Origin of the sequence: Campylobacter concisus (genome assembly GCF_902460715.1) — a bacterium.
In the GTDB taxonomy this organism is placed as follows: Bacteria; Campylobacterota; Campylobacteria; order Campylobacterales; family Campylobacteraceae; genus Campylobacter_A; species Campylobacter_A concisus_AK.
The window spans coordinates 453037-474511 of sequence record NZ_CABPUX010000001.1; the positions used below are offsets into that span (position 1 = coordinate 453037).

At 40.5% G+C, this 21475-nt stretch carries 21 protein-coding genes; 2 read left to right on the forward strand and 19 right to left on the reverse strand.

Features of this window, described 5'->3' with window-relative positions; genetic code table 11:
- Positions 1-363 precede the first annotated feature (363 nt).
- Genes F3G91_RS02240 through gmhB form a run of 5 tightly spaced genes read right to left on the reverse strand, consistent with a single transcriptional unit; the run spans position 364 to position 4217 of the window.
- Positions 364-759 (reverse strand): SseB family protein, encoded by a 396-nt coding sequence (locus tag F3G91_RS02240; RefSeq protein ID WP_149700556.1) that lies wholly within the window; start codon positions 757-759, stop codon positions 364-366.
- A gap of 1 nt (position 760) precedes the next feature.
- Positions 761-1330: a D-sedoheptulose 7-phosphate isomerase gene (gene gmhA / locus F3G91_RS02245; RefSeq protein ID WP_103580737.1), complete on the reverse strand. Its 570-nt coding sequence runs from the start codon at positions 1328-1330 to the stop codon at positions 761-763.
- Positions 1305-2723, reverse strand: a complete 1419-nt coding sequence (gene rfaE1, locus F3G91_RS02250) for a D-glycero-beta-D-manno-heptose-7-phosphate kinase (RefSeq protein WP_149700557.1) — start codon at positions 2721-2723, stop codon at positions 1305-1307. The genes gmhA and rfaE1 overlap by 26 nt, the downstream gene beginning before the upstream one ends.
- Positions 2716-3705: an ADP-glyceromanno-heptose 6-epimerase gene (gene rfaD, locus F3G91_RS02255; protein WP_149700558.1), complete on the reverse strand. Its 990-nt coding sequence runs from the start codon at positions 3703-3705 to the stop codon at positions 2716-2718. Before rfaD ends, rfaE1 begins: the two co-directional genes overlap by 8 nt.
- Positions 3702-4217 (reverse strand): D-glycero-beta-D-manno-heptose 1,7-bisphosphate 7-phosphatase, encoded by a 516-nt coding sequence (gene gmhB, locus F3G91_RS02260; RefSeq protein ID WP_149700559.1) that lies wholly within the window; start codon positions 4215-4217, stop codon positions 3702-3704. Before gmhB ends, rfaD begins: the two co-directional genes overlap by 4 nt.
- A gap of 92 nt (positions 4218-4309) precedes the next feature.
- On the opposite strand from gmhB, the gene F3G91_RS02265 reads away from it, so the two are divergent.
- A complete protein-coding gene (locus F3G91_RS02265; RefSeq protein WP_087582377.1) occupies positions 4310-4612 on the forward strand; it encodes a c-type cytochrome in 303 nt (100 codons plus the stop codon).
- Here the strand turns inward: F3G91_RS02265 and F3G91_RS02270 are convergent.
- The 14 genes from F3G91_RS02270 to yajC all read right to left on the reverse strand — a co-directional run bounded on the left by F3G91_RS02270 (position 4575) and on the right by yajC (position 20166).
- Entirely contained in the window at positions 4575-5282 is a 708-nt protein-coding gene (locus F3G91_RS02270) for a hypothetical protein (RefSeq protein WP_149700560.1), read from the reverse strand. The two genes, F3G91_RS02265 and F3G91_RS02270, sit on opposite strands and share 38 nt — an antisense overlap.
- 31 nt (positions 5283-5313) lie before the next feature.
- Complete coding sequence (gene epsC / locus F3G91_RS02275; RefSeq protein WP_009294053.1) at positions 5314-5865, reverse strand: serine O-acetyltransferase EpsC; 552 nt, start codon at positions 5863-5865, stop codon at positions 5314-5316.
- Between the two features lie 4 nt (positions 5866-5869).
- Positions 5870-6775 carry a cysteine synthase A gene (gene cysK / locus F3G91_RS02280; RefSeq protein WP_149700561.1) on the reverse strand — a complete coding sequence of 302 codons (906 nt, stop codon included), beginning with the start codon at positions 6773-6775 and terminating at the stop codon, positions 5870-5872.
- Positions 6776-6868: 93 nt separating this feature from the next.
- Complete coding sequence (locus tag F3G91_RS02285; RefSeq protein ID WP_149700562.1) at positions 6869-7537, reverse strand: endonuclease III domain-containing protein; 669 nt, start codon at positions 7535-7537, stop codon at positions 6869-6871.
- Entirely contained in the window at positions 7534-8298 is a 765-nt protein-coding gene (locus tag F3G91_RS02290) for an ATP-binding protein (RefSeq protein ID WP_002942073.1), read from the reverse strand. Before F3G91_RS02290 ends, F3G91_RS02285 begins: the two co-directional genes overlap by 4 nt.
- Complete coding sequence (mfd, locus tag F3G91_RS02295) at positions 8295-11240, reverse strand: transcription-repair coupling factor (RefSeq protein ID WP_149700563.1); 2946 nt, start codon at positions 11238-11240, stop codon at positions 8295-8297. The genes F3G91_RS02290 and mfd overlap by 4 nt, the downstream gene beginning before the upstream one ends.
- Positions 11221-12423 (reverse strand): Mur ligase family protein, encoded by a 1203-nt coding sequence (locus F3G91_RS02300; RefSeq protein ID WP_149700564.1) that lies wholly within the window; start codon positions 12421-12423, stop codon positions 11221-11223. Before F3G91_RS02300 ends, mfd begins: the two co-directional genes overlap by 20 nt.
- Positions 12420-13994, reverse strand: coding sequence for a GGDEF domain-containing protein (locus F3G91_RS02305; RefSeq protein WP_149700565.1), 1575 nt, complete (start codon positions 13992-13994; stop codon positions 12420-12422). Before F3G91_RS02305 ends, F3G91_RS02300 begins: the two co-directional genes overlap by 4 nt.
- Positions 13975-14514, reverse strand: coding sequence for an LPS assembly lipoprotein LptE (lptE, locus tag F3G91_RS02310; RefSeq protein WP_107797255.1), 540 nt, complete (start codon positions 14512-14514; stop codon positions 13975-13977). Before lptE ends, F3G91_RS02305 begins: the two co-directional genes overlap by 20 nt.
- A 3-nt stretch (positions 14515-14517) precedes the next feature.
- On the reverse strand, positions 14518-16983 hold the full coding sequence (gene leuS, locus F3G91_RS02315) for a leucine--tRNA ligase (protein ID WP_149700566.1): 2466 nt from the start codon (positions 16981-16983) through the stop codon (positions 14518-14520).
- An 8-nt stretch (positions 16984-16991) separates the two neighbouring features.
- Positions 16992-17330, reverse strand: coding sequence for a DUF6394 family protein (locus tag F3G91_RS02320; RefSeq protein WP_002942000.1), 339 nt, complete (start codon positions 17328-17330; stop codon positions 16992-16994).
- Positions 17331-17339: 9 nt separating this feature from the next.
- The gene (secF, locus tag F3G91_RS02325) at positions 17340-18311 is read right to left on the reverse strand and encodes a protein translocase subunit SecF (RefSeq protein ID WP_009294062.1); all 972 of its coding nucleotides are present in this window, start codon (positions 18309-18311) and stop codon (positions 17340-17342) included.
- 2 nt (positions 18312-18313) lie between these two features.
- Positions 18314-19894, reverse strand: a complete 1581-nt coding sequence (gene secD / locus F3G91_RS02330; RefSeq protein ID WP_103558533.1) for a protein translocase subunit SecD — start codon at positions 19892-19894, stop codon at positions 18314-18316.
- Positions 19894-20166: a preprotein translocase subunit YajC gene (gene yajC, locus F3G91_RS02335; protein WP_103606044.1), complete on the reverse strand. Its 273-nt coding sequence runs from the start codon at positions 20164-20166 to the stop codon at positions 19894-19896. Before yajC ends, secD begins: the two co-directional genes overlap by 1 nt.
- Between yajC and F3G91_RS02340 the strand changes: the two genes are divergently transcribed.
- Positions 20142-21434, forward strand: a complete 1293-nt coding sequence (locus tag F3G91_RS02340; RefSeq protein ID WP_149700567.1) for an apolipoprotein N-acyltransferase — start codon at positions 20142-20144, stop codon at positions 21432-21434. The two genes, yajC and F3G91_RS02340, sit on opposite strands and share 25 nt — an antisense overlap.
- Positions 21435-21475: the final 41 nt, after the last annotated feature.

A 21475-nucleotide genomic window follows, 5' to 3' on the forward strand; every position in this document is an offset into this window, starting at 1 on the left:
ATGTAAATTTCTCAAGCAAAAAAATCTAAATTGATCCACATATATTTATTGCAGGATAGCAGCCAATCTTCAGTCTCAAATTTAAAATTCATAGCGCTCTTTTGGCTTTAATGTCGTATATTAAATTTAATTTTACTACCAATAATAAAAGCGTAAATTTGATATATGAAACCAAATTTTATAAACGAGGTAGTGAAATTTGTTGCTTATTAAATTTAGCTCATTTACAATATCAAATTTAATAAACGCGCCCAAAAAGTCAAATTTATAAATTTATGCCGATCACAACAAAAACCAGCCTAAAAATTTAAACAATCTATTTGCATAAAATAATGCGTAAAATTTTATAAATTTTATTACACACTAGGAGAGGATTTTTTCTATCAGCTCTCTTTTTAGCACAAAGTCATAGCTAAAAGCATCGACCACGACGCCGGCGTAACTGCTCTCTTTTAGCATCGCAAGATACTCTTTTAGCCCTATTTCGATGCTCTCTTGCTCGCTGTCGTTTCGCCAAAGCTTCATCGCCTCTTTGCTTGTAAATGCCGGAAAATAGCTAAGCTTCTCGCCCTCATCTTCAAGTAGGATAAATTTGATATTTGAACCCTCCTCCTCATAAACTACGCCGCCATCAGGCTTTGCGAGCGCTTGGTTTAAAAGCACCGGAGCAAAAAATGTGGCCTTTTTTAAAGCTGATATCAAATTTACCTCATTTTGCTGGCTTGGATCATTTAAAAATTTATCCATCGCTTCTTGCATATTAGCTCCTAAAAGCCTCATCTACAGCTTGGCAGATCGTGTGTATGAAAAAGATGTGTGACTCTTGAATTCTTGCTGTATCGCTTGAGCTAACGACTAAATTTAGATCGCAACCTTCATTCATCGCGCCGCCGCCTTTACCGCTAAGTCCAAGCACTGATGCGCCCATTTTCTTGGCACTTTTTATAGCCTCAAGGACATTTTTGCTGTTGCCACTCGTTGAGATCGCCACGAGCAAGTCGCCTGACTGAGCTAAAGCCTCAAACTGACGCGAAAAGACATAGTCAAAGCCGTAGTCGTTGCCAATGGCCGTAAGTGCCGAAGTATCAGTAGTTAGCGCGATGCCTGGTAGTGGCTGACGCTCACTTTTATATCTACCAGTTAGCTCGGCTGCAAAGTGTTGAGCGTCCGCCGCAGAGCCGCCGTTACCGCATATCAGCACCTTCTTGCCATTTTTTAGCGTATCAGCCACCATCTGGCAAGCACGCTCTAGGCTACCTAGCAAATTTACATGCTCACTAAAGGTCTTTTGGTGAGCCTCGAGCTCATTTTTTATCATTGTTTTTAGCATCTTTTATCCTTTTTATTATCCCTGTTGTGCTTTTGCCCTCGACAAAGTCGATCAGCCTGACCTCTTTTACGATATCGCTGCCAACGACATCTTTGCCCTTGTAGTCAGCCCCTTTTACAAGCACGTCTGGCTTTATCTTTGTTATTAAATTTAATGGCGTATCCTCATCAAATATCACGACGTAATCAACAAATCCAAGCCCACTTAGCACGCAGGCTCTATCATCTTGCGAGTTTATAGGCCTAGCCTCGCCTTTTAGCCTCTTAACTGAAGCGTCCGAGTTTAGCCCAACTACCAAAAGATCGCCAAGCTCCCTTGCGCGCGCTAGGTATTTTACGTGTCCAGCGTGTAAGATATCAAAGCAGCCATTTGTGAAAACGACCTTTTTCTTGCCCTTTTGGCTCAAAATTTCCTCTAGCTCCTCAATGCTTTTAAGCTTGTGCTCGAAATTTGCCCCAAATGAGCTATTTAACAGCTGCTCGATCTCACTAAAGCTAGCCGTTGCGCTACCTATCTTTGCCACGACGACGGCTGCTGCGAGGTTTGCTATCTTTATCGCCTCTTTTATATCAGCCCCATTTGCTAGCATGTAGCCAAGTGTCGCAAGCACCGTATCTCCAGCGCCAGTGACATCAAAGACCTCTTTTGCTTTTGCGGCAAAGATGTGTAGCCTGTCGTCATATAGCGCGATACCCTCTTCTGAGATCGTGATGATCGAATAGGTCAAATTTAGCTCGTCTTTTAGCTGTTTTATCGCCTTTTCAAGCTCAGCCTTGTCTTTTATCTTTAAATTTGTAGCCTCACTCGCCTCTTTTTTATTTGGCGTTAAAAGGGTTGCGTTTTTATACTTTGAGTAGTCACTGCCTTTTGGATCTATGAGAACTGGTATTTTTAGCCTTACGCACTCGTTTATGATCTCTTGACAAACCTTCTCGCTAAGCACACCTTTGCCGTAGTCACTTAGTAAGACGGCCTTAAAATTTGCAAGATTTTCTTTGACTTTTAAGACTAGCTCATCTTCTAAATTTATCTTGACAACGCTCTCTTTATCGATCCTGACAACTTGCTGGTGAGATGCCATGATGCGGCTTTTTATCGAGCTTTCACGCCCCTTTTCAGTGAGGATCAGCTCATCTTTTACATTTAGCTCAGCAAGCTTCTCTTTTATCTTTTTGCCAGCCTCATCATCTCCTAAGACGCTAGCCACGCTCACATTTGCGCCAAGAGAGAGTAAATTTCTCACCACATTGCCAGCGCCACCAAGCGTGTAGGTTTCGTTATTTATCTTTACGACCTGCACCGGCGCTTCAGGCGAGATACGCTCACAACTGCCCCAGATATAGTGATCTAGCATGAGGTCACCGACGACTAAAATTTTAACTCTCTTAGCCATTTAGCTCTTCCTTGTAAATTCTCTTTATCTCTGGCAAATAGTCTTTTATAGCCTCTTCTAAGCTCCAAGTCGCGCTAAAGCCAAATGCCTCACGAGCTGGGGCTACGTCGGCCTCTGTGTGAAACTGATAAGAGCCTACAAATGGGTTTTTGATATATTCGTTACCTAAATTTACGCCGATCTCACGCTGCAAGATGTCAGCGATATCTTGAAAGCTTCTAGCCTTGCCAGTAGCTGCGTTATAGACACCACTTGGCACATCAAGCGCTTTTATGTTTGCATCAATGATATCTTTTATATAGACAAAGTCGCGTTTGATCTGGTCGCTGCCCTCAAAGAGCTTTGGGGTCTTGCCAGCTAAAATTTGCAGGCCAAACTGAAGCACCATTGAAGCGGTTTTGTTTTTGAAAAACTCGCCCTTGCCAAAGACGTTAAAATACCTCAGTCCAACCACGCTCACACCGCGCTTTGCGTAAATTTTATTGATATTATCCATGCTTAGCTTGCTAAAGCCATAGACGTTATTTGGCGCTTCGCACTCGCCAACTGTTTGCGGGCTCTTTGCGTTGCCATAAGTGGCGCCTGAGCTAGCGTAGATCATCTTTGTGCCCAAACTCTCGCAGATGTCAAGCAAATTTACAAAGGCATTTACATTTGTTTTTATTAGCTCGTCTTGCTCTTTTACGGTCGTGTCTGAGATCGCTGCTTCGTGGTAGATGACGTCTGGGCGAAAGCTTTTTATCTTCTCAAGCGTGCTAGGGTCGTTGATATCGCCAGCGTAAATTTCACCCTTAAAGCCAAGTAAATTTTTAAAATGTCCAAAGCTTTTTAAGTTGCCGTTGCTAAATGTCTCGTCGTTTCTAAATTTATCCACGACAAGCACGTGAGCGTCTTTAAAATTTTCATCAAAATAGTGCGCTAAAGCTGAGCCGATAAAGCCAGCGCCGCCAGTTATAACTATCTTTTTTCCGTTTAAATTCATAGTGATTTTTCCTTTTTTAGCTTATTTAAAACATCTCTTACATCTTTAAAATTTATCCCATCAAGCAAGAAATTTCTACCCACACCTGCCCTTTTGCCAGCCTCGACGTCGCTTGGTTTATCGCCTATCATTAGCGAGTTTTCAAGGTCTATGTCAAACTCTTTGCAAGCATCAAGTATCATTTTTGGATTTGGTTTTCTGCAGGTGCACTTTTGCTCTGGAGCGTGCGGGCAAAAATAGACCTTGGTGATAAAAATTTGCTCTTTTTTAAAGCTTTCAAGCATAAATTTGTTTAGAGCGTCAAACTGCTCTTGCGTGTAGTAGCCCCTGCCGATGCCTGATTGATTTGTCACGACAAAGAGTTTGTAGCCAGCCTTAGCAAATTCTTTTAACGCATCAAAAATGCCATCAATAAATTTAAAATCTTTGATCTCGCAAACGTATCCAGCGTCCTCATTTATGACGCCGTCTCGGTCTAAAAAAAGTGCTTTGTTGGCTGTTTCTTTTATCATTTGGTGATTATAGCCAAAATATTTTAACCCGCCCCTTGCAAATTTACATTTTTGTATTATAATGCCGGCACGTTTTTTAAAAAGGATGACAAATGAAAAAACTACTAATCGTTTCAAGTGTTGCAGCACTACTTTCAACTGCTGCTTTCGCTGCAGATGGCGCTACTATCTATAAAAAATGCGTTGCCTGTCATGGCGCTAAAGCTGAAAAAGTTTTCAATAACAAAGTTCCAGCTTTAACATCACTTGATGCAGCAGCTATCGAAGCAGCTCTAAAAGGCTACAAAACAGGTGCAAATAAATTTGGTCTTGGTGCCATGATGAAACCTATCGCTACTCCAATGAGCGACGACGACATCAAAGCAGTTGCAGAATATATCCAAACTTTAAAATAATCATAGGGGCGCTTGCCCCTTTTTCTATAAATTTAAACTTACACCAAATTTTAAAAGCTCTTTTGACATTTGGTATGTAAAAATCACAATATATGTCCTCTTTTATCGGCACTCTTTTTTCATAAGCGTAGGCTATGCCCTCAGCAAAAAGCCAGTTTGCGATGACTAGCTCTGCCCTGCTTCTTACGTAGTGGCCGTCGTTAGTTCGGTATTCAGCCTTAAATTTCTCTCTAAAATCTTCTTTTTGCTCTTCTTTGGCCGTTTTTGCGGTATTTTTCATTATCTCATCTACGAAATTTTCGTTATAAACTATCCTCTCATCCCATCTAACACTTGCTTTGCCCATGTAGAAATTTTGCTTGCCACCATAGTATTTGCCAACATCTGTTACGTTGTAGCCATTGTCACATTTTTTTATAAAGCCCAAATTTAGCAAAGCCAAATTTACATCTTTTGCATTTTTGCCAAATTTCTTCGCTATCTCTTTTGCGCTAAACGTATCAGCTATATTTCCTTGATTAAATTTCACATAAGTTTTTTGGCGCATCTTTCGCCTGATAAATTTTGTTATCAAATTTACTAAAATGACAAATATTATGATAGGCAGCGTAAAGCTAAAAAACGCTGACAGCATAGTGGATAGTAAATTTGCCGTATCAAAAATTTGCATTTTTATGGTGTAGTAAGAGTAAATTTAAATTTTAAATGATAAATTCTGGCTCAAATTTTGTCCCATTTACTCTGACAACTCTTGCTGGTATGCCAACTACGGTTGCATTTGCTGGGACGTTTTTTAGCACGACTGAGTTTGCGCCGATCTTGGCATTTTCGCCGATCGTTATAGCCCCAAGTATCTTTGAGCCAGCTGCGATAGTGACGCCATTTTTAATGGTTGGATGGCGTTTACCACACTCTTTGCCAGTGCCACCAAGTGTCACTTGATGATACATCATCACATCATCCCCAACCTCAGCCGTCTCGCCGATAACCACGCCCATGCCGTGATCTATGAAAAATCTCCTACCGATCTTGGCCCCTGGGTGGATCTCGATGCCTGTTAGAAATCTTGCTATTTGCGAGATGAGTCTAGCTAGAAAAAACCACTTTTTCTCATATAAAAAATGAGAAATTTTATGAAACAAAACCGCATGGATACCAGGAGTGTTTATAAGTATCGCCAAAAAGCAACAACTATGCACCGATGGGTCTTTTTCACGGACGGTTTGAACTAGCTCTTTTAGACTCTCCCACATAATTTTATGCTCCGTAAAGCTCTGTACTTAGGTATCTCTCGCCGTTATCAGGGGCTATGAAAAGCACTTTTTTGCCAGCGCCAAGTCTTTTAGCCACTCTTTTTGCAGCCACGTAAGAAGCACCGCCGCTTATGCCTATCATCAAACCATCGCTCTTTGCGATCGCTCTAGCTGCGTTTAGTGCGTCATCGTTGCTTACTTTTTCTACTTCGCTAACTAGGCTCATATCCATTGTATTTGGTAAAAATCCAGCTCCGATGCCTTGAATTTTATGTGGTCCTGGGTTGCCGCCACTTAAAACCGGTGATGCCTCAGGCTCTACTGCGATGATCTTAGTGTCATAGCCTTTTTCTTTTAGAACCTTTGCCACTCCGCTTATCGTGCCGCCTGTGCCAACGCCAGCCACAAAGGCATCAAGCTTGCTAAAGTCAGCCACGATCTCGGCAGCTGTTGTTAGCTCGTGAGCTTGTGGGTTATACTTGTTTTCAAACTGGCTTAGCATTATGTGATTTGGCTGAGAAGCTAGCTCAGTAGCTTTTGCGATCGCTGCTTTCATACCGCCAGCTGCAGGAGTTAGCTCAAGATGAGCGCCATATGCAGCCACGATCTTGCGTCTTTCGATACTCATGCTCTCAGGCATGCAAAGGATCACTTTAAAGCCAAGCGCAGCACCGCACATAGCTACGCCGATGCCTGTATTTCCGCTTGTTGGCTCAACGATAGTGTCGCCATGTTTTAGTGTGCCATCAGCTAGCATTTTTGTGATCATATTAAATGCGATCCTATCTTTTACAGAGCCGCCTGGGTTAAAAAACTCTAATTTTACGTAAATTTCAGCCTCGTCAGCACCTGTTTTAACCTTTACGATAGGTGTATTACCGATCGTTTTTACGATGTTATCGTAGATCATCACTTCTCCTAAAATAAATTTCTCGTAAATTTAGCATAGAATTTAAAATAAAACATAAAAAGTCCTAATTTGCGCTAAATTTAAAATAAAAATTTAGTTTTTAATGCTATCAAGCACCTCTTGTCCGCTTTGACTCAAAATTTTGCCTTTGAAATTCTCTTTGCAAAACTCCAAAATAAGCGCATGATAGAGTTTTAAAACCTCAGTCTCGTCAAATTTCTCGCTATCAAGAAATTTGTAAATTTCATCATAATCAAGCGAGCTAAACCACTCAGCCGCCTCGTCGTAGCTCTCAAAAATGTAGTCAAAATATGCCATTATCCTAAGCGCATAAGCATCAACGACCATATAAGGCTTGCCACAAGCGTAAGCAAGTATCGCGTCGCAAGTCTCAGCGCCAACGCCTTTTACGCTTATGAGCCACTCGCGGCTAACGTTTTCTTTAAAATTATCAAAGTTCTCAAATTCATTTTTTATAGCTAGACAAAGCGTCTTTAGCCGTTTTGCCTTTGTGTTGTAAAAGCCACTTGGCTTTATGAATGTGGCAAGCTCGCTGTTTTCAAGCGTGCAAATGCCTTGTAGGCTATCTTTGCTCGCTTTTTTTAGATTATCTAGCGCTTTTTCAACGTTTTTCCAGTTGGTATTTTGCACCAAAATAGCGCACAAAATGACCTCAAAAGTGCCCTCGCCTGGCCATTTTAGCTCATCAAAATTTCTACTTTTGTGATTTAGCAGAGCCAAAAACAGATCAGTTGATCTCATTTTAAATTTTCTTTAAAAGTTAGGTAAAACTGCTTTGCCGTCCTGCCACTCCTGCTAGCTCTTAGCGTGGCGAAATTTTTAGCAAGTGTGTGAAGCTCATCTTTGTCGCCAGTGTAGTCTTTGAAGTAAAAATCAACCATTTTTAGGTACTCATCATAGTTGCCTTGATAAAAGCTGATCCAAAGACCAAAGCGGTCTGAGAGCGAAATTTTCTCCTGAGCTGCGTCGCTGTAGTGGATTTCTCCGTCTATTAGCTCTGAGTTTTCATTTTCGCTTTTAAACTCGCTTATTAGATGTCTGCGATTTGATGTGGCGTATAAAAGGACGTTTTTTGGCGGCTTTTGGATAGAGCCATCCATGATAGGTTTTAGAAATTTATACTCATTGCTGCCATTTTCAAAGCTTAGATCATCGCAAAAAATGATAAATTTAAACTCGCTCTTTCTGATCTCGTCGATGATGTCGCCAAGGTATTTTAGATCCTCGCAGCCGATCTCAATGATGCGAAGTCCCTCTTTATAAAATTTAGTAAAAACAGCCCTTACAAGGCTTGACTTGCCGCATCCTCTCTCGCCCCAAAGAAGCACATGATTTGCCTCGTCACCAGCTATAAAATTTCTAGTATTTTTTAGCAAAATTTCTTTTTGTTTCTCTAGTCCATAAAGTGAGTCGATATCTACAAAATCGATATCCTCAACTGGCTTTAACATCCCTTTTGTGCTTTTATAAATCGCTGCGTACTTTACTCCCCAATCTATCATTTTTTATCCTTTCTTAGATAGACCAAAATTTCAGCCAAAACATCGTCGTCGTCCTTGCTGCGTGACTTTAGCCTGATCTTCTCGTCATCATTTTTTGTTATTAGTATATTTTGTTCGCTATTTGAGATCGTCTTTATGCCAGCTTTTAGAGCTAAAATTTTGATGATGATAAGGTCTAAAAACTGCTTTGTAAAGGTATCTATCTTGCCAAATCTATCCTCAAGCTCGCTTTGTATCTCATAGACCTCGGCTACCTCTTTACACTTGCTAAGGCGCCTGTAAATTTCAAGCCTTAGCCTATCTTCTCTTATAAATTCTTGATTTAAAAAGGCGCTCACACTAAGCTTTAGATCGATCTTGTCAAGCTTTGCGGAGTCTTGATTAAGAAGCTTGTTTATCTCATCTTCTAGCATCTTTAGATATAGCGAGTAGCCGATAGCCTCGATGTGTCCGCTTTGTGCCTCGCCGATGATGTTGCCACCACCTCTTATCTCAAGATCGTGATAAGCTAGCACTGAGCCAGCGCCCAAAAATGAGTTGCCCTCAAGTGCGACAAGTCGTTTTAGAGCGTCTTTACTAATGGCATCTTTATCTTCTACCAAAAAGTAGCAATAAGCCTGCTTATCGCTTCTGCCCACGCGACCACGCAACTGATGCAGGTCAGCCATGCCAAATTTATTGGCATTTTCTACGATTATGGTGTTTGCATTTGGCAGGTGGATACCGCTTTCAACGATGCTGGTGCAAAGCAGCAAGTCATACTCGCCCCGCTCAAATTTCATCATCTCATCTTCAGCGACTTTTGCATTTACCTTTGAGTGAAGTATCAAAATTCTAAGCTTTGGCAAAATTTTTCTTAGCTCATTTGCTGTCTGCTCGATGTCTGCGATGTGGTTGTGGATGTAAAAGGTCTGCCCACCGCGTCTTAGCTCACGCATGATAGCCTCTTTGACGACCTTTTCGTCCCACTCTCTCACGCTTGTCCTCACATCTAGCCTCGAGCTTGGCGGAGTGGCTAAAATGCTATATGTTTTTATCTTGCTAAGCGCCATATTTAGGCTTCTTGGTATCGGTGTGGCACTCATGCTTAAGATGTGTGAGTGCTGAGAAATTTCTTTTAGCTGCTCTTTTTGCTTAACGCCAAATTTATGCTCCTCATCAACCACTATAAGCCCTAAATTTTCAGCCTTTACACCAAGAAGCGCATGCGTGCCCACGCAAACTATGGGCTCATTTTCTTTTAGCGCTTTTTGCAGGCTTGATTTCTCTTTGGCGCTTGAGAAGCGATCCAGCCTAAAGACCTTTATGCCAAATTTGCTAAATCTCTGGCTTAGCGTCTTGTAGTGCTGCGAGCTAAGAAGCGTCGTTGGCACAAAGAAAAATGCGCTAAAGCCTGATTTTATGCAAGTAAATATGGCATTCATCGCAACTTCGGTCTTACCAAAGCCAACATCTCCACTAAGCAGCCTATCCATCACCTTGCCGCTTTTTAGCTCATCTTTTATATCATTTACCGCTTTTTGCTGGTCGCTCGTGTATGAAAAGCCAGCGTCTTGGACGAAATTTAGATAAGAGATATCCTCTTTTTGTAAAATTTTGCCTGTGATTAGCTCCCTTTTTGCCGCCATCGCCACGATCTTTGAAGCGATCGCAAAGAGTTTTTCCCTAACCTTCTCTTTTATCTTGGCAAAATTTGCCTTGCCTAAGCGATCAAGCACCGCCATAGAGCCATTTTGCGCGATGTAGCGATCTATCAAATTTAGATGCTCAACTGGCAAAAGGAGTTTGTCGTCATTTTGGTAGGCGATAACCACAAATTCCTTCGTCGCGCCCAAAACCTTGATCTTTTCAAGCCCTAAAAATCTGCCTATACCATAATCTTCATGCACAACGTAGTCATTTACTTTTAGCTCATCCACCACGAGGCTTGAGCGTTTTGCTCGCCTTTTTTTCTCAAATTTATTTAGTGATACTACGATCTTGTCGTTTGAGGTTAAATTTACTACAAGGGGCGAAATTTCAAGCTTTACGTTGGCAAAGCCATCAAGCTCATAGCCCTTAAAAAGCCCCTCATTTCTTGAAAGAACGGTTATGCTTTTGCTCTTGTTTAGCTCAAAAAAGTCAAAATTTAAAGTAACTTCTAGGTCTTTATAGACCTTTGGCTCAGGCAAAATTTCAATGCCCTTAAATTTCTCCTCAGGCACATCATAAATTTCAAAATCGATCTTTTTAACAAGCTTTGAGTCAAATTCTTTCAAGTAGTCGCTAAAGCTATCTATCGCCCAAAATCCAAGCGAATTTAGATCGCTCACAGGGGCGTCACTTTGCATATCCTCGATCTTTTGGCTCACTTTTTCAAACTCATCTTTGCTCAAATTTGCGATAAATGGCACGATCTCGGCTTCGCTTAGCTCATTTTTGTTGCTAATTTGCGTGGCGGTGTTGTAGTTTCTGATACTCTCCACCTCATCGCCAAAGAGTAAAATTCTAACAGGATCGTCCATATTTACGCCATAAATGTCGATCACTTCGCCGCGAATGCTAAACTCGCCAACGCTCTCAACGATATCGACGCACTCATAGCCAAAGCGTATGAGCAAGTCGGCAAATTCGTTTAAATTTAGATTATCTTTTAGCTTGATCGTTGAGCTTTCTAAGTTTTTTTGCGTTGGAAGTGGGTTTAAAAGCGTGCTAAATGGGCTTATGATGATCTTTTTGCCATCAAATTTGTAGTATTTGCTAAGCACGGATGAAATTTCAAAAAGCTCTTCGTTAAAGCTTCTTAGATCATCGCCCTTTTTAGCTCTAAAATCAGGTAGTTTAAAGGCACTAAAGCCAGCAAAACTGGCCGCATCAGCGCAAAGAGCCGCCTCTTTGTCATCTTCACAGATGAGAATTTGTGGGGCGTGCGTTAAAAGATACTCATAGACCTTTGCTTGCATAGTACTCTTTTAAAAAGGCTTCGGCCAAGTGAAACGAGCCAAATGCTAGGTAAATTTTGCCGTTTTTTGCCTCTTTTATATCGTTCATATCACTTGGCTCAAACTCTCTATGCGAAATTTCAAGCTCATTTAGCGCTTTATTTATAAGCTCTCCGCCAAGCTCCCTGCCCTCGCAGTGGTAGTGATAAAGCAGCACGTCCTCAATGACTGGCTTTAGAGCTGCCAAAACTGCCTTGAAGTCTTTATCTAAAAATGAGTTATAAACTAGAGTAAGCTTTTTGCCGCCAAACTCTTCTTGGCTAAATTTCTTAGCCACAGCCTTAGCGCCAAGCTCGTTGTGACCGACATCAACGTATAAATTTGAATCGATCTTTTCACATCTGCCACGAAGCGATAAGACACCAAGCTTTTTGATATCTATGCTGCTATCTAAAATTTTAGCCGCGGCGTAGGCTAGAGTTAAATTTGAGCGCAAAAACTCTGGTAGGTTAAATTTATCTGCGTAGTTTGCTATCTCGTTTAAATTTTCTTTGGTCAAAATTTCTCTTGGAAAGCTTAAAGTTGCGCCTTTTTCGCTTGCGATCTCTTTTGCGATAGCCACACTTATCTCGTTCATCTCATCATTTAAGATAGCTCTTTTGCCCATGGCTTCAAATTTTGTGCGTGAAATTTCTTCTATGCTATTTCCCAGTATCGCCATGTGATCAAAGCCGATCGGAGTAAAGATACTTAGCTCTTTTTCAAAGACATTTGTCGCGTCCAGCACGCCGCCCATGCCAGCCTCGCAGACAAAGTAGTCACAACCCTCAAAAAGAACTGCAGAAAGCAGCGTCATATACTCAAAATAGCTCGTTTTTATCTTGTATTCATCACTCAAAAGAGCTTGCAAACGCTCATGAGCTACCTCTAAAATTTCATCGCTAGCGACCTCGCCATTTAGCCAAAATCGCTCGTTAAATTTAAATATATGTGGGCTCGTATAGTGGCCTACTTTTGCGCCATTTTGGCTTAAAATTTGCGCTAAAAAGCGGCCCGTGCTACCTTTGCCATTTGTGCCGATGATGTGGATTATCTTAAAAGGCTTTAGATGGCCTTTGATCGTATCATAAGCCCTTATGATCCTGCCATAGTCGATCTCTTTGTAGTAAAGTGGCTTGCCGTCAAGAAATTTCGCTAGGCTCATTTTTCCTCTATTATCTTTGGCATGACTTGGTTTCTGCCGCCCTCTTTTGCAGAGTAGAGCATCTTATCAGCCGCTTCAAGTGTCATAGTGTCGCTTAAATTTGCACTTCTTGTCGCCACGCCAGAGCTAATGGTAACTTTAATGCGCTCGTTTTTATAGATAAATTTGAAATTTTCGATCATGCTTCTTAGCTTCTCGCCAAATCTAACACCATCTTTTAGGCTCGTACTTGGTAGCAAAATGACAAATTCTTCGCCGCCATATCTGCCAACAAAGTCCACTTTTCTAGCATTTTTCTTAAGCACTTGAGCCACGGCTGAAAGTATCACGTCGCCAGCCTCATGCCCGTAGGTGTCATTTATCTTTTTAAAAAAGTCAATATCAACAAAGCAGATAGAATAGTCCGTGCCGTAGCGCTTATAAGCCTCTTCGATACGCTGCATCTCAGTCATCAATGCGCGCTTTGTAGCAACCTTTGTCAAAAAGTCCTCTTTGCTCTCAAGTTTAGCAGCCTCCAGCTCTTTTTCTAGGCTAATAACCCTATTTTGTAGCTCAGAAATGGTCGCTTGCTTGCTATTCATCTCAAGGCCAAGCTCCTTGCTCTCGATCTCAAGCGCACCCGCGATCTCGATAAGCATGCTCTTTACATGATCTATGCTATTTTCATTTAAATTTACCTTTTTAAGATCGTTTTTGATGCTTTGTGCCTTAGCCGAGCTACTTTTTGAGCTAGCTGCGATGTCAGAAATTCTATCGCCTATGTTTTGCAAGATGTTATTTATCGAGCCCACTTTTTCGATGATCTCGCTTCTATCCTCTTCTATCCTGCGATCAACAAAGGTCTTTATCTTATCTTGAATTTCTTTGTTATTTAGACTTTGTGGATTTTGCTTTAAAACACTTCTAATGTTGCCAAGCTCCTCGCTAAGCTCCTTTGTGATAGAAGGCTCAAGGGCAAAATTTAAAAGCTCAACTAAAGCGTTTTCTTCGCCGCCCTCATTTTTTTGAGAAAGAAACTTCTCAAGCTCAGCGCTCATAGTCCTTAGATCGTCAAAGTCTCTCACGCCATAATATTTCAAAAAGTCCAAAAATTCAGTGTCGTAAGAGCTTACAAAGTCAAACCATTTAAGGCACATCTCTTCAAGATTTTTCTCATCATATCTTCTAGCAAGTAGCTGCATGCCCTGCTCCGCTAGAGCTTTTGCGTCTTTGTTGTGAAGCATAGAGATGGCTTGGAGGATTCTTCTTGCAAAGGCGTTTAATGACTTTAACTTTTTATCATCGACCACTTGGGCTGTGCTATTTTTAGCACCATGAGAGAGCCTAGCGGTCATAAAAGCTACAAACTCATCAACCGTTTTTATATGAAGACTTATAGCTTGCGCTTTATAGTCATCACCAAGCCTTGAGATATATTTTTCTATCTTTTTGCTCTCTTCGGTAGTAAAGCCATATTTTTTAGAAATTTCATTATAAACTTCAGTGTAATTTTCTGGCGTTAGCATCAAATGGCGATCTTTTATCTCGCTCAAGGCTTCCTTGACTATTTGACTAACGGTTACTGCTGCCATTTTTATATCCTTTTACAGCTAAATTTGCGATGTACTCATCAAACGCCTCTTTTGAAGCCTCTTTTATAGCTTCATACTTTTGAGTATCGCTAATGACACTATCTGCGTATCTTACGCTTTTTTGACGTCTTGCCACGCTAAAATCATACTCGCCAGTAGCAGGTATATCTATGACACGACCATCTTTAAATTTGGTTTTATAGTTTAGAATTAAAAAAGCTTTATACGATGTGATATAGCCGTATTCATCATAGATTATCGCTTCATAGGTTAAATTTTGCACTGAGACAATTATCGAAGTATCAGCGCTCTCTTTGCTAGATAAACTCTTATTTAGCCTTGCGACCATACCCTCTTTTACGGCGTCTTTTATCCAGACACTATTTTTTGGCTCTTCTTTGCTGATGATAACATCAACATAAACTCTATCTCCAACCAAATCCTGCGAGATCTTTGAAACTGGTTTATAGCCACATCCACATATAAATATCGCAATAAAAAACGCTAAAAAATATCTCAAAATTTATCCTTTAATGACAAAATTTACTAATTTGCCTTTTATATAAATCTCTTTTAAAATTTCTTTTCCTTCAAGCCATTTAGCCACGTTTTGCTTAGCTTGTTTTAAAATTTCACTCTCACTCTCGCTTGCTGCTACTTCAAACTCAGCCCTTTTCTTGCCATTTACTGTAACTGCAAGAGCGATGCTATCTTTTACAAAGACCTCTTCTTTTACAGCTATCTTTGTGAAATTTTTTCTGCCAAAAAGTTCTTCGCTAAGCTCATTTGCGATATGCGGCACGATAGGTTCTAGTAAACTTAAGATGATGAAAAAGCCCTCAGCATTTACGTCGTCATTATCTTGCGCATTTATAGCGTTTAGCGCCTCCATGCAAGCAGCGATTAAAGTGTTAAAAGCAAATGTATCGCCAAAAACCTCGGTTGATTTTTTAAGCGCTTCATAAATTTTAAGCCTTGCAAATTTCTCATCTTTATTTAGACTTTCGTGATCTATCTCAGGCAGCTTGTCTATCTTTTTGATAGTTTGCGCCTTCTCCCAAAGCCTATTTAAAAACCTAAATGCGCCCTCAACTGCACTGTCATTCCACTCAAGCTCTTTTTGAGGAGGAGCAGCAAAAAGGATAAATAGCCTTGCCGTATCGGCGCCATATCTATTTATGATATCATCAGGGTCTACGACATTGCCCTTGCTTTTACTCATCTTTTTGCCATCTTTTAAGACCATGCCTTGAGTTAGTAAATTTTCAAACGGCTCATCATCTCTTAGATAGCCAAGGTCTCTTAAGACCTTTTGGAAAAATCTAGCGTACAAAAGGTGCAAGATCGCATGCTCGATGCCGCCGATGTACTGATCTACATTCATCCAATAATTCACACTCTTTTCATCAAGCGCTTTTTGCCCCCAACTCTTCTCATCGCTTGCAAACCGGGCAAAATACCAGCTACTCTCCACAAATGTATCCATCGTATCAGTCTCTCTGAGCGCGTCTTGTCCGCATTTTGGACACTTTGTAAATTTCCAAGTTGGATGTTTATCAAGTGGATTGCCCTCGCCTGTGATTTCGACATCTTCAGGCAGTGCGATAGGCAAATTTTCCTCTTTTTCAGGCACTACGCCGCAGCATTTGCAGTGTACAACAGGTATTGGCGCACCCCAGTATCTTTGGCGAGAAATTCCCCAGTCTCTTAGTTTGTAGTTTGTGATCCTTTTGCCAAGGCCATCTTTTTCAAATTTCTCTATTATAAAGCTTTTGGCATCCTCTGAGCTAAGGCCGTTTATAAGCTCAGAATTTATTGAAATTCCATACTCCGAATAGGCCTTAGAGCCGTTATTCTCACCTTCAAGCGGCTTTACGACTGGTTTTATAGGTAGATTAAATTTACTTGCAAACTCGAAGTCTCTTTGATCATGCGCAGGGACAGCCATGATAGCGCCACTGCCGTAGTCAGCTAGGATGAAATTTGCAACCCAAACTGGGACCTTTTCATTTGTGAGAGGATGAACGACGTAAATTCCTAAAAATTCTCCGTCTTTATCGCTTGCTTGACGCTCTCTTGGGCTTTGATTAAGTATTGCTTTTATCTTTGCCTTCTTGCTTTCATCAAATTTATCACTTTCAAGAAGCGCTTTTACGATAGGATGCTCTGGCGCAAGAGCTGTGTAGCTAACACCATAAATCGTATCAGGTCTTGTCGTAAATACCTCAAAGCCATCAAATTTACCACCTAAAGTCTCTTTTGAAGCCTCATCAAGGCTAAATTTAAACTCCAAGCCGTAGCTTCTGCCGATCCAGTTTTCTTGCATTGTGATGACTTGATTTGGCCATTTGCCTTCAAGAAGTTTTAGATCTTCAAGTAGCTCGCTAGCGTATTTTGTGATGTTAAAGTAATATCCTGGAAGTTCTTTTTGCACAACATCATTACCACATCTCCAGCATTTGCCGTCTTCAACCTGCTCGTTTGCAAGCACGGTTTGATCGTACTCACACCAGTTTACGATGGCATTTTTTCTATAAACAAGCCCTTTTTCAAACATCTTTATAAAAAAGCTTTGCTCCCACTTTGTGTAAAGTGGGTCAGATGTAGCTAAAATTCTCTTTTTAGAAAATGAAAAGCCAAGGCTTGCAAGCTCCTTTTTCATATAGTCGATGTTTTCGTAAGTCCAAATTTTAGGGTGAATTTTATGTTTTATGGCTGCGTTTTCAGCTGGCATACCAAAGCTATCAAATCCAATAGGATGAAGCACGTTGTAGCCGCTTTTTCTATATGATCTAGCCAGCGCATCGCCGATAGAGTAGTTTCTCACATGCCCCATGTGTATGCGTCCACTTGGATATGGAAACATACTTAGGATATATTTTTTTGGCAAGCTTAAGTCGTCTTTTGGTTCAAATTCTTCATTTTTATCCCAAATTTCTTGCCATTTTTTTTCTATCTTTAAAGGCTCATATTTTCTCTTTTCAGCCATTTTTTCTCCTAAAATTCTTCTTGTGATTTGCTTGATTCTATTAGTACCAAGGCCAGTGAAAATATATTTGCAATGACTGCGCCAATAGCTAAAGAGTAGCTAAGCGTTGCATTTTCAGAGACTTGCAAAATAACAAAAGCTGGTATAAGGTGCAAATCAGCAACCAGCGAGCTAGCAAAAAGCTCAGCTGATAGTAAATTTTTAACACCGATCTTAAGTAAAGTTGAAACCAAATTTATACTAGCCGCCACAAAAAGGGCAATCTCGTTTTTATCATATAAAAACTCCGCCGTAGTCGTAAGACTCATCAGCGCAAAAAATATGTAGATAACTTTTCCCCAGTTCATTATCCCTCCTTACACAACGCCTTTTTCAAACATAGCACGCTCTTTATCACGCTCTTTTTTGATCCTTTGCTTCTCAGCCTCTCTAGCCCTAAAATGCTCGATGCTAAATTTAAACCAGATAAGAAATGGCGATGAGATGTAGATCGAGCTGATCGTTCCTATAACGATACCAACGATAAGGATAAATGAAAATCCATGTATCATATCTCCACCAAATAAAAATAACACAACAACAGTCATCATCGTAGTGGCTGAAGTTAGGATAGTTCTTGAAAGTGTGGCTGAAACTGACTCGTTGATAACGCCCTCGATATCAGTTCTCTTGCTCTCTTTTATGCCTTCTCTTATCCTGTCAAAAATGATGATCGTATCGTTTAGCGAGTAGCCAAGCACCGTTAATACAGCCGCTAGAGTGTCTAAATTTACATCGATATCAAATAGCGAAATAGCACCGACGGTTATGACTATATCGTGAATTTCAGTTGCGATCGCAGCTAGCGCAAATCTCCACTCAAATCTAAATGTGATATAAAGAAGCACGCCAATTAGCGAAATTCCAAGAGCCATCAAGCCCTTTTGCCTAAGCTCGTCACCAACCTTTGGACCAACAATATCTACACGTCTTACTTCAAAATTTCCAGTATCTTTTAAAATTTGCTTTATCTCAGTGCCGATGTCACCAGTTAAATTTGAACTTGATCCTGAAAATCTAATAACAGCCTCATCTTCGCTTCCAAACTCAGTAACAGAGGCGTTTTTAAGCACTTCATTTGTGCCAAAAGCATCGCGAATTTTATCAAGTGGCGCTTTGGTGTCGTATTTTAGCTGGATAAGCGTACCACCAGAAAAGTCAATGCCGTAGTTTAGCCCCTTCGTTGCAAGCAAAAAGATCGAACCAACAAATAAAAATATAGAAAGTGCGAGTGACACAAATCTAAACCGCATAAAATCATAAACTTTTGCCTTAGTGAAAATTTGCATCCCTAGCTCCTTTTATAGCCAAACCAAAGTCTGGTATTTCCGCTTTTTTCTATCTTATCCATGACTGCATCAAACATACCGTGAGTGCCTAAAATGGCCGTTAGCATCGAAGCCATAATACCTATCGCCATGGTTACCGCAAAGCCCTTAACTGGACCAGTACCATAAGCATAAAGCACAGCAACTGTGATTATAGTAGTCAAGTTTGAGTCGATGATTGCACTCATAGCGTGCTCGTAACCCTTTTGAACGGCTGTTCTTATCGCCACGCCTTCACGTAAAAGCTCACGTATGCGCTCATTTATGATGACGTTTGCATCAACAGCCATACCGATCGTTAGCACGATACCAGCCATACCTGGCAGAGTAAGCGTCGCTCCAAAAAGTGCCATGACAGCTACCAATATAACGACATCCGCAACTAGAGCAATATTTGCAAAAACGCCTGAAATTCCATAATAAACTAGCATAAATAGCACAACCAAGATAGATCCAGCAGCAAGCGCTACCATGCTTTGATTGATACTCTCTTGTCCTAAAGATGGACCAACACTTCTTTTTTCTAACATCTTAACAGGTGCTAAAAGCGCACCACTTCTAAGAGCGATCGCCACGTCGTGGGCCTCATCAAGGGTAAAGCCACCGCTGATCTGACCGCTGCCGCCACCTATTCTTTCGTTTATAACTGGAGCTGAATAGACCTTGCCATCAAGCACGATAGCAAGCCTTTTGCCGACATTTGCACCAGTAAAATCACCAAAAATTCTAGCACCTTCTGAATTTAGTGTGAAATTTATGATCGGTAGGTTGTTTTGCTGAGAAAATGCAACCTTTGCATCAGTTAGCATCGAGCCATCAAGCACAGGGATATTTTTAACGACGTATTTTACGCGATCGTTTTTAGCATCTTTAAAGATCACATCACCATAGCTTTCAGCCTCAGCCTCGCTCATAGTATTTGCTTGATCTTGTCTTTTATCATCAACTGCCATAAGCTGCAAGTGAGCAGCCTTTGCGATAAGGTCTCTTGCTCTTTGCTCGTCCTCTTCAGTCTTTATGCCAGGAAGTTCAACTAGGATATTATCTTTACCTTGCCTTGCAACGGTTGGTTCAGCCAAACCAAACTGATCAAGTCTGTTTCTAATGGTCTCAACAGCTTGCGAGATCGCATACTCGATCGTGTCAAGCCTCTCTTGCTCTGTTAGAGTGATGTGATAGTTTAGGCCATCTTTTTTGATATCAAGTCCTTTTATCTCAGCAAGTGCCTTATCAACCTTTGGAGCCTCGTCACTATCAAGTAGTGCAAAATCAACACTATCTTCTTTTATCTTAAATTTATCAATAAGTACATCTTCTTTTTTAGCATAATAATTTATACTTCCAGCGATTGATTTGATTTTAGAGTGGATGGCTTCGTTAGTCTCAACACCAAGAAGCATATGAAGGCCACCTTGAAGATCAAGTCCCAGCGAAATTTTAGCTCCGCTTTGAGTCTGAAAAAAAGATGGCACCGAAAAGCCAAAACCAAAAATCAAGGCTAATATTAATATAATCAGCCTATATGTAACTCTTGCGTTACGCATTATTTATCTTCGATCTTTTTAGCTACAAACTCACGTGCTACACGAACAATTACATCATCGTTAAGTTTAACTTTGATAAAATCGCTTTCGGCTTTAATCACTTCGCATATAAGTCCGCCATTAGTTACTATCTTATCGCCTTTGTCAAGAGCTGCAAGCATTGCTGCATGGGCTTTTTGTTGTTTTTGTTGAGGTCTGATAACCAAAAAGTAAAATATGGCGAAAAGCACAACAAGGGGTAGTAGTGATGTTAAAAATTCTGCGTTTTGCATGGATTTCCTTATTTGTAAGATTTTTAAACGGACATTTTAGCACTAAAATTATAATAAAAGCCTTTGTCGGTGCTTTTTTGCTCTCTAATTTCATTTTTTTAGCTATGGCTGAAAATCAAATTTTAAATTTCATCTCACCTTTTCTCACACTAGCTGGAATTTACATCATCATAAATTTAAGCAGAGCTGGCTTTTTTGCAGCTGGATTTTTCACTGGAATTTTGTGGTTTTACTGGATCGGCTTTAGCTTTATCTACTACGAGCTTGTCTGGCTTATCCCATTTGTCATCCTCTTTGTAGCCCTTGTTTATGGGCTTTTGTTTTGGATAGCCTCTTTTCCAAGCTTTGTGGCACTAAGAGCTGTTTTATTATTTTTAATAAGCTACGTGCATCCATTTGGTTTTAACTGGCTTAACCTTGAAGCGACACTTGTTTTAGGCGCTTTTGAGCCAAGCACGAGGGGACTTATATTTATATTTTTAGCAGCCATTTCTTTGAGTTTAAAAAGCAAAATTTTAAAATTTATCCTAGCTTTTATCTGCCTCATCGCCGCCTTGCAGTTTAAAAGTAGCGAGGCGAAAACTCTACCATTTGAGGTGGAGCTAACAAATACTAATGTCGCTCAAAGAGTGCGCTGGGATAAAAACTTGCGCATGAAATTTACAAATGAAAATTTAGACATGATAAATAGCGCCATAGCCGAGCAAAGGCGCCTTATCGTGCTGCCAGAGAGCGCGTTTCCGTTATTTATGACAAATGAGCCACTACTTGTTGATGAGCTAAAAGAGCTTTCAAAACAGATAACTATCGTAGCTGGTGCGCTTGCCTATGAAAATAAGCAAATTTATAACTCTGCATTTTTGTTTCAAGATGGTACTCTAAGGCGAATGGATAAGAAATTTTTAGTGCCATTTGGAGAAGAAATTCCTCTACCAAAATTTATGCAAGATGCAGTAAATAAGCTATTTTTTGGCGGAGCTAGCGACTTTAAAAAGGCTGAAAATTTTAGTGACTATGAGATAGATGGGGTTAAAATCAGAAATGCTATCTGCTACGAGGCAACAAGAGAGGAGCTTTATAAGGGCGAATTTGACGTGGTCGTGGCTATCACAAACAACGGCTGGTTTGTGCCAAGTAGCGAACCTGTGCTTCAAAGAGTGCTTATAAAGCACCTTGCTACAAAGTATAATAAAGCAGTCTATCACAGCGTAAATGGTTCAAAAAGCGAGATCATTTTGCCTAAAAAAGCGTTTTGGGATGAGTTTTAAAAGGGAGATTTAAAGTGGCTTTTAGATAAAGCCACTTTTTT

Bases quoted from the DNA above. Each gene is read 5' to 3' on its own strand.
- cysK (WP_149700561.1), bottom strand. From the start codon at position 6,775: ATGATCTACGATAACATCGTAAAAACGATCGGTAATACACCTATCGTA.
- F3G91_RS02265 (WP_087582377.1), top strand. From the start codon at position 4,310: ATGAAAAAACTACTAATCGTTTCAAGTGTTGCAGCACTACTTTCAACT.
- F3G91_RS02290 (WP_002942073.1), bottom strand. From the start codon at position 8,298: ATGATAGATTGGGGAGTAAAGTACGCAGCGATTTATAAAAGCACAAAA.
- mfd (WP_149700563.1), bottom strand. From the start codon at position 11,240: ATGCAAGCAAAGGTCTATGAGTATCTTTTAACGCACGCCCCACAAATT.
- yajC (WP_103606044.1), bottom strand. From the start codon at position 20,166: ATGCAAAACGCAGAATTTTTAACATCACTACTACCCCTTGTTGTGCTT.
- F3G91_RS02285 (WP_149700562.1), bottom strand. From the start codon at position 7,537: ATGAGATCAACTGATCTGTTTTTGGCTCTGCTAAATCACAAAAGTAGA.
- secD (WP_103558533.1), bottom strand. From the start codon at position 19,894: ATGCGTAACGCAAGAGTTACATATAGGCTGATTATATTAATATTAGCC.
- secF (WP_009294062.1), bottom strand. From the start codon at position 18,311: ATGCAAATTTTCACTAAGGCAAAAGTTTATGATTTTATGCGGTTTAGA.
- F3G91_RS02320 (WP_002942000.1), bottom strand. From the start codon at position 17,330: ATGAACTGGGGAAAAGTTATCTACATATTTTTTGCGCTGATGAGTCTT.
- epsC (WP_009294053.1), bottom strand. From the start codon at position 5,865: ATGTGGGAGAGTCTAAAAGAGCTAGTTCAAACCGTCCGTGAAAAAGAC.
- gmhA (WP_103580737.1), bottom strand. From the start codon at position 1,330: ATGCTAAAAACAATGATAAAAAATGAGCTCGAGGCTCACCAAAAGACC.
- rfaD (WP_149700558.1), bottom strand. From the start codon at position 3,705: ATGAATTTAAACGGAAAAAAGATAGTTATAACTGGCGGCGCTGGCTTT.
- gmhB (WP_149700559.1), bottom strand. From the start codon at position 4,217: ATGATAAAAGAAACAGCCAACAAAGCACTTTTTTTAGACCGAGACGGC.
- F3G91_RS02340 (WP_149700567.1), top strand. From the start codon at position 20,142: ATGTTAAAAATTCTGCGTTTTGCATGGATTTCCTTATTTGTAAGATTT.
- F3G91_RS02300 (WP_149700564.1), bottom strand. From the start codon at position 12,423: ATGAGCCTAGCGAAATTTCTTGACGGCAAGCCACTTTACTACAAAGAG.
- F3G91_RS02305 (WP_149700565.1), bottom strand. From the start codon at position 13,994: ATGGCAGCAGTAACCGTTAGTCAAATAGTCAAGGAAGCCTTGAGCGAG.
- F3G91_RS02270 (WP_149700560.1), bottom strand. From the start codon at position 5,282: ATGCAAATTTTTGATACGGCAAATTTACTATCCACTATGCTGTCAGCG.
- leuS (WP_149700566.1), bottom strand. From the start codon at position 16,983: ATGGCTGAAAAGAGAAAATATGAGCCTTTAAAGATAGAAAAAAAATGG.
- F3G91_RS02240 (WP_149700556.1), bottom strand. From the start codon at position 759: ATGCAAGAAGCGATGGATAAATTTTTAAATGATCCAAGCCAGCAAAAT.
- rfaE1 (WP_149700557.1), bottom strand. From the start codon at position 2,723: ATGGCTAAGAGAGTTAAAATTTTAGTCGTCGGTGACCTCATGCTAGAT.